Source organism: Corallococcus exercitus (assembly GCF_042231735.1).
Lineage (GTDB): Bacteria > Myxococcota > Myxococcia > Myxococcales > Myxococcaceae > Corallococcus > Corallococcus exercitus_B.
The window spans coordinates 4,458,248-4,476,246 of record NZ_CP102577.1 but is presented as its reverse complement, the minus strand read 5'-3'; the positions used below and the strand labels follow the sequence as shown (position 1 = coordinate 4,476,246).

The 17,999-nt window shown below is 70.5% G+C and carries 13 protein-coding genes; 4 read left to right on the top strand and 9 right to left on the bottom strand.

Going from position 1 to position 17,999, the window contains the following annotated elements; translation table 11 throughout:
- Positions 1–103 precede the first annotated feature (103 nt).
- The 4 genes from NR792_RS17340 to ligA all read right to left on the bottom strand — a co-directional run bounded on the left by NR792_RS17340 (position 104) and on the right by ligA (position 6,216).
- A complete protein-coding gene (locus tag NR792_RS17340) occupies positions 104–2,878 on the bottom strand; it encodes an Rne/Rng family ribonuclease (RefSeq protein ID WP_375761135.1) in 2,775 nt (924 codons plus the stop codon).
- 575 nt (positions 2,879–3,453) lie between these two features.
- Positions 3,454–3,897 (bottom strand): DUF3052 family protein, encoded by a 444-nt coding sequence (locus NR792_RS17335; RefSeq protein WP_014398919.1) that lies wholly within the window; start codon positions 3,895–3,897, stop codon positions 3,454–3,456.
- Positions 3,894–4,181 (bottom strand): acylphosphatase, encoded by a 288-nt coding sequence (locus NR792_RS17330; protein WP_375761134.1) that lies wholly within the window; start codon positions 4,179–4,181, stop codon positions 3,894–3,896. Before NR792_RS17330 ends, NR792_RS17335 begins: the two co-directional genes overlap by 4 nt.
- 10 nt (positions 4,182–4,191) lie before the next feature.
- Positions 4,192–6,216 carry an NAD-dependent DNA ligase LigA gene (gene ligA, locus NR792_RS17325; RefSeq protein WP_375761133.1) on the bottom strand — a complete coding sequence of 675 codons (2,025 nt, stop codon included), beginning with the start codon at positions 6,214–6,216 and terminating at the stop codon, positions 4,192–4,194.
- A 494-nt stretch (positions 6,217–6,710) separates the two neighbouring features.
- Here ligA and rho point away from each other — a divergent pair, with 494 nt between their 5' ends.
- Both rho and NR792_RS17315 read left to right on the top strand, forming a co-directional pair.
- Entirely contained in the window at positions 6,711–8,324 is a 1,614-nt protein-coding gene (gene rho, locus NR792_RS17320; RefSeq protein WP_375761132.1) for a transcription termination factor Rho, read from the top strand.
- Between the two features lie 24 nt (positions 8,325–8,348).
- A complete protein-coding gene (locus tag NR792_RS17315; RefSeq protein WP_375761131.1) occupies positions 8,349–8,669 on the top strand; it encodes a hypothetical protein in 321 nt (106 codons plus the stop codon).
- Between the two features lie 50 nt (positions 8,670–8,719).
- Here the strand turns inward: NR792_RS17315 and NR792_RS17310 are convergent, their stop codons facing one another.
- From NR792_RS17310 to NR792_RS17290, 5 genes are all read right to left on the bottom strand, one after another.
- Positions 8,720–11,284, bottom strand: a complete 2,565-nt coding sequence (locus NR792_RS17310; protein WP_375761130.1) for an ATP-binding protein — start codon at positions 11,282–11,284, stop codon at positions 8,720–8,722.
- A 111-nt stretch (positions 11,285–11,395) separates the two neighbouring features.
- Complete coding sequence (locus NR792_RS17305; protein WP_375761129.1) at positions 11,396–12,613, bottom strand: AI-2E family transporter; 1,218 nt, start codon at positions 12,611–12,613, stop codon at positions 11,396–11,398.
- A 128-nt stretch (positions 12,614–12,741) separates the two neighbouring features.
- The gene (locus tag NR792_RS17300) at positions 12,742–13,203 is read right to left on the bottom strand and encodes a hypothetical protein (RefSeq protein WP_375761128.1); all 462 of its coding nucleotides are present in this window, start codon (positions 13,201–13,203) and stop codon (positions 12,742–12,744) included.
- Positions 13,204–13,206: 3 nt separating this feature from the next.
- A complete protein-coding gene (locus NR792_RS17295; protein ID WP_375761127.1) occupies positions 13,207–14,046 on the bottom strand; it encodes an esterase/lipase family protein in 840 nt (279 codons plus the stop codon).
- Between the two features lie 75 nt (positions 14,047–14,121).
- Positions 14,122–14,859, bottom strand: a complete 738-nt coding sequence (locus NR792_RS17290; RefSeq protein WP_375761126.1) for a glutamine amidotransferase — start codon at positions 14,857–14,859, stop codon at positions 14,122–14,124.
- A 109-nt stretch (positions 14,860–14,968) separates the two neighbouring features.
- On the opposite strand from NR792_RS17290, the gene NR792_RS17285 reads away from it, so the two are divergent.
- Positions 14,969–16,456, top strand: coding sequence for an aldehyde dehydrogenase family protein (locus NR792_RS17285; RefSeq protein ID WP_375761125.1), 1,488 nt, complete (start codon positions 14,969–14,971; stop codon positions 16,454–16,456).
- A 70-nt stretch (positions 16,457–16,526) separates the two neighbouring features.
- Positions 16,527–17,990, top strand: coding sequence for a glutamine synthetase family protein (locus NR792_RS17280; protein WP_375761124.1), 1,464 nt, complete (start codon positions 16,527–16,529; stop codon positions 17,988–17,990).
- The last annotated feature ends 9 nt before the right edge of the window (positions 17,991–17,999 follow it).

Sequence of the window (17,999 nt, the reverse complement as noted above, 5' to 3'; positions counted from 1 at the left end):
ACTCGCCGACACCGGCCCGCTGTCGCTCGCTCCAATGCAGAAGGCCCGGCGGGGTTCGCACCCACCGGGCCTTCGTTGTCACTCACGAACCGGAGTCAGGGACTCAGGCTTCGCTGCCCCCGCCGGACGGCTCGGACGAGCCTCCGCCGGATGCCGCGGGAGGCGTACCGCCGCCATTGCCGCCGTTGTGGCCACCACCGGAGCCGCCCCCGCGCTCGCCGCGCTCGGACCGCTCCCCACGCTCGCCGCCGCGGTTCTCGCCACCGCCGCGCTCACCGCCGCGGTTCTCGCCGCCGCCACGCTCGCCACCGCCACGGCTCTCGCCGCCGCCGCGCTCACCGCCACGGCCCTCGCCGCCGCGACGCTCGCGGTCGCCGCCCCGGTTGCGGTCACCGCCGCGCTCACCGCGCTCGGGACGCCGGCCCTCGCGACGGTCTCCGCCGCCGCGCTCGCCTCCGCGTTCCCCGCCGCGCTCGCCGCCGCCACGGTTCTCGCCACCGCCCCGGCTCTCACCGCCGCCGCGCTCGCCACGGTCGCGGTCCCGGCCGCCTCCACGGCGGCCCTGGTCCTGACGGCCGCCGTAGTTGCTGTCCGGGCGGCGCTGCTGCATGGCCAGCTCGCCGTCACCGGAGCCCGGCGACGAGGCCACCTTGTGCTCGGGGCCCGTGGCCGACCGGCCGTAGATGTCGTACTGCTCGCGGTGGTAGTTCTGCTGCGCCTTCACCTGGATGGACTTGTTGTAGCGGTCCATCAGGTGCCGCAGCTCGTTGCGCTCCTCGCCCTGCAGGAGCCGCGCGACCTCCGCGTTGCAGTTGATGACGAGCGTGGAGTCCTTGTAGCCCGGCGCCTCGCGGCGGATCTCCCGGAAGATTTCGTACGCGACCGTGGTCGCCGTCTTCACGAAGCCCTTGCCGTCGCAGTACGGGCAGTCCTCGTGCAGCACGCGGCCAATGGACTCGCGCACGCGCTTGCGCGTCATCTCCACCAGGCCCAGCTCGGAGATGCGCAGCACGTTCGTCTTGGCCTTGTCGCGGCCCAGCGCCTCCTGCAGCGACTTGAAGACCTTGTCGCGGTTCTGCGCCTTCTCCATGTCGATGAAGTCGCAGATGATGATGCCGCCGATGTTGCGCAGCCGGAGCTGGTAGACGATCTCCTTGGCCGCCTCGACGTTGATCTTGGTGATGGTCTCCTCGAGGCTCTTCTTGCCGACGTAGCGGCCCGAGTTGACGTCGATGGCGGTGAGCGCCTCCGCCTGGTCGATGATGAGGTAGCCGCCGCTCTTCAGCCACACCTTGCGCTGGGTGGCACGCTGCAGCTCCTGCTCGATGCCGTACGCGTCGAAGACGGGCTCGTCCGTTTCGTGCAGCACCACGCGGTCGCGCAGCGCCGGGTCCTGCGCGGTGACGAAGCCCTGGATGCGCTCGTACTCCTCCGCGTCGTCCACGACGAGCTTCTCCACGTCGTGGGCGAACAGGTCGCGCGTGGCGCGCAGGATGAGGTCCAGGTCCGGGTGCAGGAGGCCCGGTCCGCCGCGCTTCTCGTTGCGGCGCACCACCTGGTTCCACACCTCGATGAGGAACCGGATGTCGCTCTCCAGCTTCTCCTGGGGAACGTTCTCCGCCACGGTGCGCACGATGAAGCCCGTGCCGGGCGGCCGCAGCCGGTCCACGATTTCACGCAGCCGCCGGCGCTCCTTCTCGTTGGAGATGCGGCGGCTGATGCCCACGTGGTCCACCGTGGGCATGAACACCAGGTGACGGCCGGGGATGGAGATGTGCGACGTGAGCCGCGCGCCCTTCGTCCCGATGGGGTCCTTGGAAATCTGGACCACCACCTCCTGGCCCACCTTCAGCAGGTCTTCAATCTTGTCCGTCTTGCGCTGCTTGGGCTTCTCCTTCTCCTCGTCGCGCTTCTCGCGGCGGGGCGGCTCCTGGCGGCGCTTGTCCTTGTCCTTCTCGCGGCCCTCCCGGTTGCGCGGCTCGCGGGCCTCGCGCGCCTCACGCGGGGTGCGGCGCTCGCCGGAGACCTCGGCGGGACGCGCGGACTCGGCGGCGGGGGAGGGGATGAGCTCACCCAGGGCGGCCGCGTGCGGCGGCGGCTCGGCGGCGCCGTCCGTCGCGGGCGCCGCGCCGGACTCGGCGAGGGCGGCGGCGGTGGCGCTCTCCGCGGGCGTCTCCTGCACCGGCGCGGAGGGCTCCACCGGGGGCGTGCCGTTCTCCGACAGCGGCACCGCCACGGCGGCGGTGGACACCGCGACCTGGGACTCCTGCGCGGCGCCTTCGGCCGGGGCCTCCACGGCGGCCACGGGCTCGCCGGGCTCGGAGGCAGCCTGGGCCTCCACCGGAGCCGGGGCGGCTTCCGGAGCCGGGGCGGCGTCCGGGGCCGGCTTCACGGCCTCGGGCGATGCTTCCGGAGACTCACCCTGGGGGGCAACCTGGGCCTGGACGTCCAGGGCCAGCGCGGTGTCATGGGTCAGCACCGGCTGCGGGTGGGCCGGGGACGCTTCCGCGCCCGCGGGCAGGGCGTGCGTGGCGTCAGGGACGGTGGAGGCGGCGGCCTCGACGGCGTCGGCCTCGGACTCGGTGGGGACCTCCGGGGCGTCCTCGTGCTCGCCCTCGGTCAGCTCGAACTGGGCGCGGGCGAAGTCCGGGTCGTAGACGACGTCGCTGACATACAGGAAGGCGGCCTTCTCCAACCCGATGTCGACAAAGGCCGCCTGCATGCCCGGGAGGACCCGGACGACGCGCCCCTTGTAGATGTTTCCGACGACGCCCTTGTCCTTCTTACGCTCGAGGTAGAACTCCGCGATATGGCCGCCCTCGACGAGCGCCACCCGGGTCTCCCGACCCGCGGCGTTGATGACGAGCACACTGCTCATGGATGAATCCTGGTAGCGCGCGCGGTAGGGGGGACCTCACCGGACGGGAGGCGGCGAGACGCCACACCTCCGAGCACGCTGCGATGGGGGAGGCGGCCAGAGGCCCCCCGGCGTGTGCACGCCATCCGGAAGACCCGGAGGGAGAACGCATCGCCTGGGTGGGGGCCGAGGACATCGCCGCCTGCTCCTCCGAGTTCACGTCGCCCCGCATTGCGACCGGCACCGTGCCGGGCGGGGCTGCTTCTCTTCACGCGCTCGAGGCTCCCACCACGCCCGTGCCGTCCGCCCCCTCTTCCACACCCGGTCGGTGCCCTTCATGTGGGTCACCTTGGGGGGGCGTCTGGGGGCCCCGGAGCAGCAGGGGCATCCGGAGGAAACCGGAAGCGCAACCCGTCGAAATTCCAGCCTGGGCCTGATGTCCCGCCAACGCGGGGCGTCACACAACCGCCCAGAAACACGGAGAGTTTTCCACGCCCCTCCAGGTGTGTAAAGGCCCGATGCACCCGTTCATCCACTGTCGGGCAGATGGGGGGCGGGCCCGCCCACGGGGCGGATGGGCGCTCGGAAACGGACGTTCAGGCCTGGGCGGGGGCCTGCTTGCGCCCCTCCGGCTTGTCCAGCTTGCCGCGCGGACGGCGCACCAGCCGCAGGCCGGTCCAGGTCTCGTCGATGATGCAGATCTTGTTGTCCACCAGCCCGATGTCGAGCGCCGCCTGGCGCACGAAGTCCTCGGACAGGCGCGTCTTCACGCCCTCGCCGGCGGGCCAGCAGACCCAGATGCCGCCGTTGAGGGTGGTGGCGCGCGACAGCGCGGGCAGCCGCTGCACCAGCTCCGTGGCGTCGGAGGTGAAGAAGAGGATGACGTCCAGCCCCGTCTGGGCGGTGACGAGGAACTCCACCCCGTCCGGCAGCGGGTTGAGCTTCTGCACGAAGCCCCGCGGGGGGTTGATGACGGAGACCTTGGTGCCGGACCGGATGCCCAGCATGGCCGGCAGGGAAGCCAGGGCGTAGGGCGTCATGATGTGCGCTCCACGGTGAAGGTGCGGAACTCGCCAGTGGCCCCGCCGTCGGTGCGCGCCACGTCCGTGACGCGCGCCATGCGGGGCCCCGTGTGACACCAGCGGATGAAGTCTTCCAGCGCGCCCGGTTCGCCTTCCACCGTGGCCTCCACGGAGCCGTCGCTCCGGTTGCGCACCCAGCCGGACAGGCCCAGCCGCAGCGCCTCCTGGCGGGCGCTCTCCCGGTAGGAGACGCCCTGGACCGTGCCCTGGATGCGCAGGGTCGCCCGGCGCTGCGTGCTCATGCCTCTGGCCTCATGCTCTGGCGTCCCCTTCTAGCAGCTTCAGGAACGCCTGCTCATCCAGGATTCTTACCCCGAGTTCCTGCGCCTTCTTCAGCTTGGTGCCCGCGTCCTCGCCGGCGACGACGAAATCGGTCTTGCGCGAGACACTTCCAGAGACCTTACCCCCGCGCCGTTCGATTTCCTCCTTGGCCTGCTCGCGCGCCAGCCCCGCCATGGTGCCGGTGAGCACCACCGTCTTGCCCACGAAGGGGCCGCCCGTGGCGACCGCCGGGGGCGCCGGGTGCACCCCCGCGTCCAGCAGGGCCTGGATGGCGGCCTGGTTCTGGGGCTCCTGGAAGAAGGTGTGGATGACCTGCGCCATCACCGGGCCCACGTCCTTCACCCGGCTGATGTCCTCCAGGCTGGCCGTGAAGAGCGACTTCACGTCCGGGAAGGCCTCCGCCAGCGCGCGCGCCGTGGAGTCGCCCACGTGGCGGATGCCCAGCGAATACAGGAAGCGGCGCTGGGTGGTGTTCTTGCTGCCCTCGATGGAGGCCAGCAGGTTGTCCGCGCTCTTCTCCCCCATGCGCTCCAGCTTGAGCAGCGAGTCCCGGGTGAGCGCGTACACGTCCGCGAACGTCTTCACCTGCCCGGACGTCACCAGCTGCGTGGCCAGCTTGTCGCCCAGGCCTTCAATGTCCAGGGCGAGGCGGCTGGCGAAGTGGCGCACCTTCTCCACCAGCTGCGCGGGGCAGGACGCGCCCGTGCAGCGGATGATGGCGCCGTCCTCGTCCTTGGCCGCCACCGCGCCGCACACCGGGCAGTGGGTGGGGAAGGTGAAGGGCTGGGAGTCCTGCGGGCGCTTGGACGGCACCACGGAGACGATCTCCGGAATCACGTCGCCCGCGCGGCGCACGAAGACGGTGTCGCCCCGGCGCACGTCCTTGCGGCGCAGCTCGTCCTCGTTGTGCAGCGTGGCGCGCGACACCGTCACGCCGCCCACCTTCACCGGCTTCAGGTGCGCCACCGGCGTGAGCGCGCCCGTGCGGCCCACCTGGATGCCGATGTCCTCCACCGTGGTGGACTCCTCCTCCGGCGGGAACTTGTAGGCCACGGCCCAGCGCGGGCTCTTGGACACCTGCCCCAGGCGGCGGCGCAGGTCCTCGTCGTCCACCTTCACCACCATGCCGTCCACTTCGAAGGGCAGGGCGTGGCGGCCCTTCAGGGACTCGTCGTAGCGCTGGCGCACCCCGTCGGCCCCTTCCGCGCGCTGGTAGCGGTTGATGGGCAGGCCCAGCGTCTTGAGGTACTCCAGCTTCTCGATGTGACTCTTGAAGGCGGGCACGCCGTCGCCGGGCACGCACTCATAGAGGTAGACGGACAGGGGCCGGGCCGCGGTCTCCTTCGGGTCCAGCTGGCGCAGGCTGCCCGCGGCGGCGTTGCGCGGGTTGGCGAAGAGCGACTCGCCCTCCTCCTCGCGCTTCTCGTTGAGCTTGCGGAAGTCCTCCTTGCGGATGAAGACCTCGCCGCGCACCTCCAGCCGCCTGGGCACCTTCACGCCGTCCTGGGGGAACAGCTCCAGGGGCAGGCTCTTGATGGTGCGCAGGTTGGCCGTGACGTCCTCTCCGGTGGTGCCGTCGCCGCGCGTGGCGCCCTGGATGAAGCGGCCGCCCTCGAACCTCAGCGAGATGGCCAGGCCGTCCAGCTTGGGCTCGCACACGTAGTCCACCCGCGCGAGGCCCGTCAGCTTGCGGATGCGCTCGTCGAACTCCACGAGCCCGGCGTCATCGAAGATGTTCGCCAGGGACAGCATCTGCGTGGTGTGCACCACCTGCCCGAAGTCCTCCACCGCCGCGCCGCCCACGCGCTGGGTGGGCGAGTCCGGCGTGACGAGCTGGGGGTACTGCTCCTCCAGCCCCTGGAGCTCGCGCATCAGCGTGTCGTACTGCGCGTCGCTGATCTCCGGCGCGTCCAGCACGTAGTAGCGGTGGTTGTGGTGGGCCAGCTCCTGACGGAGCGCTCGGGCGCGGGCTTCGGCTTTCGGGAAGGTGTCCACGGGGTGTGTCCTTACCCCAATTCAAGGGCGCGGCCAGTTGCGCACGCCCCGCGTTGGAGGAAGGCCACTCTACCGGCCCCACCTGACAGGCCTGCCTGGCCACTCGGGAAGGGGAACCCGGGGACACGTGTTGCACGACAAGGAGCGCTTCCGTCGCCCCATTAGGCCCGGATTTCAGATACATAGCGGATTCCCTGTTGGTGGGACACCGCCCTCCAGTGCAACCCCCTGAAAAACGGGACAGAGCCAGGCACGGATGCCTTGACAGCTCTGGAGGCGGTCAATAGTTTCCAGCGCGATTCCAGGCGCAGGGGTTCCCCCGGCGCCGTCTCTTCCCAACCACAGGCCCACGCGCCCTCCGGTCCGTTCCCAGGACTTGGGTGGTGCTGCCCCCTGGAAGGTGCTTCCGAGCGCCGCGCGGACGGACCGCCGTCCCGCGTACAGCCTGCCCGAGCCTTCGGGCGATTCCCCCCTTCTTCCGTCTGCAGACCGTCATGGCCAAAGCCCGTTCCCCCCGAGAAAAGGTAGTCGAGCCCGAGTTCACCGCGGAGGAGAAGCCCCGGCGCAAGCGTGCCGCGGCGAAGGAGGCGGAGAAGCCCGCGCCCCGGTCCCGCCGTGCGCCCGCCCGTAGGGAAGAGGCTCCCGCCGAGGAGGCCGAGGCCCCCGAGGTCGCCGCGGAAGCGCCCCGCCCGGTGCTCACCCCCATCTCCCGCCCGGTGCGCGACGACGAGCTCCAGGAGCTGCGCGGCACGGAGGAGGCGCCCGCCGAGGAAGCCGCTCCGGCGGCCCCGCAGGAGTCCGCCGAGGCCCCCGCCATCACGGAGGTCGAGCGCGACGGCGCCCCGATGCAGGTCATCAAGCTCAATGACCTGAAGCGGATGAAGATCGTCGACCTGGCGAAGATGGCCCACGACACGGGCATCGAGGGCTACCAGGGACTGAAGAAGCAGGACCTCATCTTCGCGCTGCTGGGCGGCATCGCGGACAAGCGCTTCGAGGTCCACGCGGAGGGCGTGCTGGAGCTGCTCAGCGACGGCTTCGGCTTCCTGCGCAGCGCGGACAGCGACTACCAGCCGTCCCCGGACGACATCTACGTGTCGCCGTCGCAGGTGCGCCGCTTCAACCTGCGGCCCGGCGACACGGTGACGGGCCCCATCCGCCAGCCCCGCGAGGGCGAGCGCTTCTTCGCGCTGCAGAAGGTGGACAAGGTCAACTTCGCGGACCCCATGTCGGACGCGGCGCGCGAGCGCATCCTGTTCGACAACCTCACGCCGCTCTATCCGACGCGCAAGCTCAAGCTGGAGCACGAGTCGTCGGAGATGACCACGCGCATCATCGACATGTTCTGCCCCATCGGCCTGGGCCAGCGCTGCCTCATCGTGGCGCCTCCGAAGGCCGGCAAGACGGTGCTGCTGCAGAACATCGCGCACGCCATCAGCCGCAACCACCCGGACGTCTACCTCATCGTGCTGCTCGTGGACGAGCGCCCGGAGGAAGTGACGGACATGGAGCGCAGCGTGCGCGGCGAGGTGGTGTCCTCCACCTTCGACGAGCCCGCCACGCGCCACGTGCAGGTGGCGGAGATGGTCATCGACAAGGCCAAGCGCCTGGTCGAGCAGAAGTACGACGTCTGCATCCTGCTGGACTCCATCACCCGTCTGGCGCGCGCCTACAACACGGTGGTGCCGGCGTCCGGAAAGATCCTCTCCGGCGGCGTGGACGCCAACGCGCTCCACAAGCCCAAGCGCTTCTTCGGCGCGGCCCGCAACATCGAGGAGGGCGGCAGCCTCACCATCATCGGCACGGCGCTCATCGACACCGGCAGCCGCATGGACGAGGTGATTTTCGAGGAGTTCAAGGGCACGGGTAACTCCGAAATCGTCCTGGATCGGAAGTTGATGGAGAAGCGCATCTTCCCAACGCTCGACATCAACAAATCCGGCACCCGCAAGGAGGAACTCCTCTTGTCTCAGGCGGACCTGGTGCGCATTACGGCGTTGCGCCAGGTGCTCCACCCGTTCACCCCCATCGACGCGATGGAGTTCGTGCTCAAGCACATGCGTCCGACGGCGGCGAACGCGGAGTTCCTGGGCTCGATGAACCGGTAGTCCCTCCGGCCCAAGGAGCCCCATATGCGTCGTGCCCGCTTCCCGCGTCTCGTCGCCCGCGCTGTCGCGGGCCTCACCCTGGGGTTCCTGGCGGGTTGCGACATCGGGGTGGAGGACCTGCCGATAGAGGACACCCCGCCGGTGCTCTCCGACCAGGTCTGCTACGACGACTCGGACTGCGTCGCGAACGCGTGCTGTGGTGAGGGCACCGCCATCACCCACCGCGACGTGGGGCCGAACTGCTCCGGCGTGCGGTGCGACGGCTCGTGTCCCCCCGACAGCGTGGACTGCGGCCGCTGCATCCCGACGTGCCGCAACGCGCGCTGCGCCGCCGCCTGCCAGTAGCTCGCGGCCGCCCGGGTGACCGCGTCGCCGCGGTCTCCCGCGGCCGGAGCTCAGCTGGGAAGGCCGCCGGTCGCGTCCACCGGCGGGTCCCTCAACGGCAGCGTCACGCGGAAGGTGGTGCCGCCGCCCGGCGTGTCCTCCACGTCGATGCGGCCCTGGTGCGCCTCCACCACCTGGCGCGACACCCAGAGCCCCAGGCCCAGGCCGCCGTAGTGGTGCGTGGACACGGCGCGCTCGAAGCGCTCGAAGATGCGCTCGCGGTCCTCCGGCTTGATGCCGATGCCGTGGTCCACCACGGACAGGCGCACCACCTCGCCGTCCGGCTGCAGCGTCACGTCCACCGGGCGGCCCCGGCCGAACTTCAGCGCGTTGGCGACCAGGTTGTGCACCACCTGCGAGATGCGTGACGGGTCGAAGGTGCCCATCACCGGGCCCTTCACCTCCACGGTGAGCGGCGTGCCGTCGCGGCGCGCTTCCTCCTCCGCGAAGCGCGTCACCTCCACCAGCAGGTCGCCCAGGTCCACGTCCGTGCGGGTGAGCTTCAGCCGGCCGCTGGTGATCTGCGACACGTCCATCAGCACGTCCACGAGCATGGCCAGCCGGCGGATGAAGGACCGGGCCTGCTTCAGGCGCTCCAGCGCCTTGGGCGGCGCGTCCCGGCCCAGGCCGCGCTCCACCAGCTCCAGGTGCAGCTGGAAGGCCGCCAATGGCGTGCGCAGCTCGTGCGCCGCCACGGAGAGGAAGTCGTCCCGGGCGCGCAGCGCTTCGGCCAGCCCTTCCGCGCGGGCGCGCTCCTTGGCCATCTCCCCGCGCATCCGCGCGAGCTTCAGGTTGGACGCGATGCGCGCCAGCAGCTCTCCGGCGGAGAAGGGCTTCACCAGGTAGTCGTCCGCGCCGGAGGTCAGGCCCTGCACCGTGGCCTCCTCGCCGGCCTTCGCGGACAGGAGCAGGATGGGCAGCTCGCGCGTGGTGGGCGCGGCGCGCAGGGCCCGCAGGAGGCCCATGCCGTCCAGCTTCGGCATCATCACGTCCGACAGCACCAGGTCCGGCGGCCGGGCCAGCGCGGACTCCAGGCCCTTCTGGCCGTCCGTCACCGCCTCCACCTCGTACTCGGGGGAGAGCACGCGCTGGATGTAGTCGCGCATGTCCCGGTTGTCGTCCACCAGCAGGATGCGCGCGCGCTGCGCCGGGCTCGTGGCCTGGCCGTCCGCGGACGGCGGGTGCTGGTGCGAGGACTGCGTGCGGTCCTTGGGCTTGCTGGTGCTCCACAGCAGCGCTTCCTCGACGTAGGCCGACGTGGCCTCGCGCGCGGCGGAGCGCGGCCGGGCGGTGGTGCGGATGCGCTCCGGGGGCAGGTGCGCGTGGCCCAGGGGCAGCTCCACGGTGAAGACGCTGCCCTCGCCCTCCGTGCTGCGCGCGGAGACGGCGCCGCCGTGCAGCCGCGCGAACTCCTGCACCAGCGCGAGCCCGATGCCGCTGCCCTCCACGGTGCGCGACGGCGAGCCCGGCACGCGGTGGAAGCGCTCGAAGAGGCGGGGCAGCTCGTGCGCGGGGATGCCGGCGCCGGTGTCCTCCACCTCCAGCGTCACCCGCTGCCCGTGCTCGCGCAGGCGCAGCGTGACGCCGCCCTGGAGCGTGAACTTGAACGCGTTGGAGACCAAGTTGAGGACGATCTGCTCCCACAGGTCCGGCGCCACGTAGACGGGCTGGGACAGGGGCGGACAGTCCACCGTGAGCTTCAGGCCCGCGCGCTCCATGGCGGAGCGGAAGCTGGCGGCCGCGTCCTTCGTCAGCGCGGCCAGGTCCGCGGGCACGAAGCGCTCCTCCTTGGGGCCCGCCTCCAGCTTCGACAGGTCCAGGAGCGCGTTCACCAGCTTGAGCAGGCGCCCGGCGTTGCGGTGCACCCGCTCCATCTCCTTGCGGACCTCGTCCGACAGCGGGCCCGCGCGGCCCGCGAGCAGGTCCTCCGTGGGGCCCAGCATCAGCGTCAGCGGCGTGCGGAACTCGTGGCTGACGTTGGCGAAGAACTCCGACTTGAGCCGGTCCAGCTCCCCCAGTTGCTCGTTCGCGACGCGCAGCTGCTGGTTGGCCTCTTGAATCTGCTGGGCCCGCCGGAAGATTTCGCCCTCCATCTCGTCCGCGCGGGCGCGGAGCGCGGCGTGCTGGCGGCTCTGCTCGTCGTCCGGGTGCTTCTGGTGGATGAAGTCGGTGACGTCCTCCACGCGGTGGATGATGTGGCGCAGCGCTCCGTCCTCGCCGAACACCGGGGTGTTCAGCGGGCTCCAGTAGCGCAGCTCGAAGCCGCCGCCGGCCTCCGGGGGCCGGGGGATGTCGTACTTCTGGACCGCCATCGCGTCCGGGGCGCCCGTCTTCACCACGCGCTCCAGTGACGCGCGCAGGTTGGTCACCCCATTGGCTCCCAGTTCCTGGGGGTTGTCCGGGAAGACGTCGAAGATGTGGCGGCCCAGGATGTCCTCGCGCCGCGTCCGCGTGGCGCGCAGGTACGAGTCCGTCACCGCGACGATGACGAACCCCGGCGTCAGCACCAGGTACGGGTTGGGCGAGGCTTCGAACAGGCTCCGGAAGTCCGGGGCCGGTGAGGGGCTGGGGGGCATCACACGTCCTCAGATGCGGAGGAGTGCGTGGAATTAGTCACTCACCCCCGGGATGGCCAGGGGGGAAAGTGGGAGGCGGCCCCCGGTTTCCACCGGTGGACGCTTCGCGGCTCAGGCCGCGGGGGCCGCGTCCGTGGAGGCGACCGCCTGCTGCGCGGGGGCGGCCACCAGCGGGGGCGGCTGCGCCTTGAGGCGCGCATAGTCGAAGCAGGCCACCGCGATGGAGGCCACGGGCACCGCGAACAGCGCGCCCCAGAGGCCGAAGAGCTTCTCGCCCGCGATGAGGGAGAAGGCCACCACCACGGGGTGGATGCGCGCGGCCTCGCCCATGATCTTGGGGTTGAGGAAGTACGCCTCCAGCGCGTGGATGCCGATGATCCACAGGAGGAGCGCGACGCCCTTCTGGAAGCCGTCCGCCAGCGCGATGAGGACGATGGGCACCGAGCTGATGATGGTGCCGAAGATGGGGATGAGGCTGAAGAGCGTGGCGATGGTGGCCAGCAGGAAGGCGAACTTCACGCCGAACAGCAGCAGGCCCAGCAGCGTGAGGCCGCCGTTCACCAGGCAGATGGTGACCTGGCCGCGCACCACGCCGGACAGCGACTTGTCGATGCGCGCCACCAGCGTCTTCGCGTCGGGCAGGAACTCCGCGGGGATGAGCGTGCCGAAGTAGCGGCGGATGGCCTGCGCGTCGATGGAGAAGAACGCGGCGACCATCAGGATGAAGAACAGCATGAAGACGCCGGTCAGCACCTCCGTGACGATGCGCCGCGACACGTTGACGATGTCCGCCAGGTTCTCCTTCGCGAGCGACGTCGCGCGCGCCACCGCGTCGGTGAGCATCTGCTCCAGGTCCAGCGCCAGGCTGAAGCCGCCGGTGGCGCCCGCCGCGCCCTCCATGGCCCGGTCCGACAGGGCCACGGGGATGCCGTACACGTTGAGCCACGCTTCCGCGCGCTGCGCGAGCGTCTGCACGTGCTCCGGCGTGAGCGCGCTGGCGAAGCCCGCCATCTCACGGCTGATGCGCGCCACCTCGCGGTAGAGCTGCGGCACCAGCGCGACGAAGAAGAGGTATACGGCGCAGAAGAACCCCGCGTAGATGGCGAGGATGGCCACCCAGCGCGGCACGTAGCGGCCGGCCACCTTCAGCCGCGTGATGCGCGCCACCAGCGGCTGCACCAGGTACGCGATGAGCGCGGCGCCCGCGAAGGGCATCACCACCGAGCGAAGGGCGAAGAGCGTCACCGCGAGGGCCACCCACAACCCCGCGAGGAGGAGCAGGCGCTTGCGGCGTTCATCGGGGGCAGTGGCTTCCACGGGCTGCGACATGCCCCCGGGCTTAGGGCAGCAGCCTCCTCCTGACAAGCACCCACGGGAAAGCTTCCGCCAGGGCCGGGCTCCTCTGTCCCCCAAAGGGTCCGGAAAGCCTCCGGGGAGAGGGGGCGGGCGGGCGGGCTTCAGGCCTGGGGCAGCCCGGTCCGGTCGCCCAGCCGGGCCTCCAGCCGCTCCAGGCAGTCGCGCATGAGGGGGCGCTTGATGCGGCCCTGGGTGGCCTCGCCCAGGCCCAGCATCTGCTCGGTGAGCCAGCGGGTGAGGAAGAGCAGGGGGACGCGGTCCCCGGCGGTCAGGCCGCGCTCCAGGTAGCGCTTGTTGCGGACGTAGTCGTCGAAGGCGTCGAACTCGCGGGCCAGGTCCCACTTCGCCAGGCGCAGGGCCTCCGTGTAGACGGCCGGGTCCGGGCGCCGGGTGGCCTCCTGGAACAGCGGGGCGAACTCGCCCAGGGTGGCCGGGTCCAGGTCCTGGACGGGCGGAGGCCAGGCGTCCAGGTCCTTGGCGAGCAGCCGTGCCACCTCGTCCAGCAGGTGGTCCACGAGGGTGACGGGCTTGAGGTCGAAGAGGTGGTCCCAGCGCGAGGGCATGTGTCAGGGGCTGGCGGCGGCGGTCAGGGCCACCGGAAGGGGAGGGGACGGAAGCGCCGGCACGTTGGCGACGGGCGCGGGCGCCGGGGTGTCAGCATATCCCAGGGCCAGCTCGCGCTGGATGACCTCCCACACGGCGCGGCGCGTGAGCAGCTCGCCGTGGGGCACCACGCCGGACAGCTCCACGTTGAAGACGTTGGGCTGGCCGTCCACGTCCAGCACGGAGGAGGGATGGCGCGCGATGACGTCGTCACGCGAGTAGATGGACGTGAGCCGCACGTGGCGCGGGAAGGCGCCCGCGCTCAGGTCCTTGATGAAGCGCGACGTCGGCGTGAGCTGCCACATGCTGCGGCTGAACCAGCCCAGCGTCGCGCAGCCCAGGTAGGCCATGCGCGTGCCCCGGTGCGGCGTGCCCAGCGTGATGAGGCTCTTCACGCGCGCGTCCCCGCCCAGCCGCTTCACGTAGTACGTGCCGATGAGGCCGCCCTTCGAGTGGCCGATGATGGTGAGCGGCCCCATGCCCGGATGGCGCTCGTAGAGCCGGTCCACCTTGCCCTGGACCTTCCGCGCCAGCTCGTCGATGCGGTGCGTGTTGAAGCGGTCCATCGTGCCGCCCAGGTGGATGGACCAGACGCAGTAGCCCTCGCGGCGCAGGCGGTGCTCCAGCACCTCCAGGACGCGGCGCGTGCTGAAGAAGCCGTGCAGGAGGAGCACCGGCTTCTGGCAGTGCTTGAAGTCCGTGCGGCGCACGACCTGGTTGCCGCGCGGATCCAGGTCCACGTAGCTGGCCAGGTACTTCAGGTGGCACTTCAGCTTCCGGTACTGCATCACGAACGGATTCATCCCCAGCCCCCGTCCTGGAACACGGAGCAAGCTAGGGAGCGCGGGACCCCGCGGCCTGGATCAGCGCACGTCCGGTCAGGTGAAGTGTTCGAGGAAGTTCATCAGCACCCGGTGCGCGAGCGGCGTCGGGGTGATGCCGGACAGCAGGCGGGGGACGTACTCGCCCTCGGGGACGCCCTTCTCGCGCGCGAGCGCGTCCAGCTTGTCCTCGCGGGCGAGGATGACCGCGCGCATGGCGTCCGTGGGCATCTCCGGGTGGAACTGCACGCCGCGCACGTTGGGGCGGAAGGCGAGCGCCTGGTTCGCGGTGTTGGCGTTGCCCGCGAGCACCGTGGCGCCCTCCGGCAGCCGGGAGACGATGTCCTCATGCGTCGCCTGCACGGCGAAGCGCTCCGGCAGGCCGGTGAACAGCGGATCCGCGCGCCCTTGCGGTGAGAGCGTCACCTCCACGGTGCCTGTCTCGCGGCCGTTGGGATTGCGCGTCACCTTGCCGCCGTAGGTCTCCGCGAGCAGCTGTTGGCCAAAGCACACGCCGAGCACGGGGATGCCCTGCTCGCCCGCCTCCGCCATGAAGGCGCCCGCGCGCTCCATCCACGGCTCGCGCTGCGTCACGGACAGGGGCGAGCCGGTCATCATCACCGCGTCGTAGCCCTTCGCGTCCTTCGGCAGGGGCGCTCCCTTGTGCACCGGCAAGATGTCGAAGCGCTGACCGGACAGTCCAATGGTTTGCAGAAACCACCGCTCGTAGTCGCCCACGGAGAGCTGGACGGACGTCGCCGCGTCACCGGCTTTCAGCAGGAGGACGTTCTTCATGGGGGCAGCTTGCCGCGTCATGCCCTCATTCCTACCGTGTCCAGCCGTCCGTGTCCGGTGCCCGCCACTTCCAGGTCGCTCGTGCGCCGTGCTCACCCGAGGCTTCGCCATGACCGACGCTCGCTCGCTCACTCCCAAGCTCCCTGTGCTCAAGCTGCTCATCGACGGGCAGCAGGTGGACCCCATTGAAGGGGGCACCTTCGCGGTGACGAACCCCGCCACCGGCCAGAAGATCGCGGACGTGCCCGCGGGCACCGCCGCGGACGTGGACCGCGCGGTGAAGGCCGCGCGCCGCGCCTTCGAGTCCGGGCCATGGGGGAAGATGACCGGCCGCGAGCGCGGCAAGCTCATCCGCAAGCTGGCGGACCTGCTCTACGAGCGCCGCGAGGAGTTCGCGCTCGTCGAGTCGATGAACAACGGCAAGACGTTCAAGGACGCCATCCGGGGCGACGTGGCACCGGGCGCCGCGACGCTCGCGAACTTCGCGGACCTGGCCAGCACCATCATGGGTGAGGTGCTGCCCGTGGACGGCCCCTTCCACACCTACGCGCTCAAGGAGCCGGTGGGCGTGGTGGGCGTCATCGTGCCGTGGAACTACCCCACGTGCATGCTGGGCTGGAAGCTGGGGCCCGCGCTGGCCTCCGGCTGCACGGTGGTGGTGAAGCCGTCCGAGTACACGCCGCTCACCGCGCTGAAGCTGGGCGCGCTGGCGCTGGAGGCGGGCTTCCCGCCCGGCGTCATCAACGTGGTGACGGGCCTGGGCGACCCCGCGGGCGAGGCGATTGCCCGGCACCCGGACGTGGACAAGATCTCCTTCACCGGCTCCGGCCGCACCGCGCGCCGGCTGCTCCAGGCCTCCGCCGCGAGCAACCTGAAGAAGCTGACGCTGGAGCTGGGCGGCAAGAGCCCGCAGATCATCTTCCCGGACGCGGACTTCGACCGCGCGGTGGAGGCGTGCTTCTGGGGCATCTTCGGCAACAAGGGTGAGACGTGCAACGCGGGCAGCCGCGTGCTGGTGCACGAGCAGGCCTACGAGGCGTTCGTCGCGAAGCTGGCGCAGAAGGCCGGCACGATGAAGGTGGGCGACCCGCTGGACGCGACCACGGAGATGGGCGCGCTGGTGAGCCAGAAGCAGATGGACGTGGTGCTGGGCTACATCGAGAGCGGCAAGCAGCAGGGCGCGAAGCTGCTCGCGGGCGGTGGGCGCGACACGGAGGGCTTCAAGGCGAAGGGCTGCTTCGTGAAGCCCACCATCTTCGGCGACGTGAAGCCGGACATGAAGATTGCCCAGGAGGAGATCTTCGGCCCGGTGCTCAGCTGCCTGCGCTTCCGCGACGACGCGGAGGCCATCGCGCTGGCCAACAGCACGCAGTACGGCCTGGCCGCGTCCATCTGGACGGGCGACGTCGCGAAGGCCCACGCGCTGGCGAAGCAGGTGAAGAGCGGCGTGGTGTGGATCAACTGCTTCAACGAGTTCGACGACGCGGCGCCCTTCGGTGGCTACAAGGAGTCCGGCTGGGGCAAGGACCTGGGCCACCACGCGCTGGACGGCTACCTCCAGACGAAGGCCGTGTGGACGAAGCTGCCGTCCCCCTGACGCGGACGCCGCGCGCTCCATTCCATTTCCACTGCTCCACCGCCGCATGACGAAGAAAAGGAAGGTCCCGATGGCGTCGCGTCCCAAGGCCAAGGTGCTCACCCATCCGGCGATGGCCCGCCGGGCTCGCGCGAAGGAGCGGAGCGAGGGTGGGCCGCGCGCGGTGCCCGGACAGCAGGGGGACATGGACTCCCTGCGCCGGTGGATGGACGAGAAGGGCGTCCGCAAGGTGAAGCTGGGCGCCATCGACGTGGATGGCGTCTTCCGCGGCAAGTACGTGTCGCTGGAGAAGTTCTACAGCGCCGCGAAGAGCAACATGGGCTTCTGCGACGTCGTCTTCGGCTGGGACCTGGGCGACGAGCTGCTGGACAACACGAAGGTGACGGGCTGGCACACGGGCTACCCGGACACGCCCGCGAAGGTGGACCTGTCCACCGCGCGCATCATCCCGTGGGAGCCGGACACCGCGGCGTTCCTGCTGGACTTCGTGAACCCGGACGGCACGCCCTTCGAGGCGAGCCCCCGCCAGCTGCTCCAGAAGATGGGCCAGCGCGCGCGCAAGCTGGGCTTCCTGCCCAAGTTCGGCGCGGAGTACGAGTTCTTCCTCTTCAAGGAGGGCCCGCAGAGCCTGCATGAGAAGGGCTTCCAGAACCTCACGCCGCTGACGCCGGGCATGTTCGGCTACTCGTGGCTGCGCACGTCCATGAACGCGCCGCTGGTGCACGCGCTCATCGACGGGTGCAACGCGTACGGGCTCAACATCGAGGGCTTCCACACGGAGACGGGCCCCGGCGTCTTCGAGGCCGCCATCCGCTACGACACGCTGGAGCTGGCGGCGGACCGCGCGGCGCTGTTCAAGACGGTGGTGAAGGAGATCTGCGCGAAGCACGGCGTGTCCGCGTGCTTCATGGCGAAGGTGGATCCGAAGCTGCCCGGCTGCTCCGGCCACGTGCACCAGTCGCTGTGGAACCTGAAGGACGAGGAGAACCTCTTCCACGACCCGTCCCAGAAGCACGGGATGAGCAAGCTGATGCGGCACTACATCGGCGGGCAGGTGGCGCTGATGCCGGAGCTGACGGCGCTCTACTGGCCCACCATCAACAGCTACAAGCGCAGCGTGGAGAACACCTGGGCGCCCACCACCGCGACGTGGGGCCTGGAGAACCGCACCTGCGCCATCCGCGTCATCGGTGACAGCGGCAAGTCCATGCGCATCGAGTACCGCCAGCTGGGCGCGGACATGAACGCGTACATCGGCATGGCGGTGAGCCTGGCCGCGGGCCTGTGGGGCATCGAGAACGAAGTCGAGCCGCCCGCGCCCGTGCTGTCCAACGCCTACGAGGCGAAGAACACGAAGCCGCTGCCCCGCAACCTCAAGGACGCGGTGGCGCTGCTCAAGAACAGCGAGCGCGCCCGCGAAATCCTGGGCGAGGGCTTCGTCGACCATTTCGTGCGCACCCGCGAGTGGGAGGTGCGCCAGTACGAGCGGGCGGTCACCTCCTGGGAGCTGGAGCGCTACCTGGAACTCATCTGATTCGGAGGA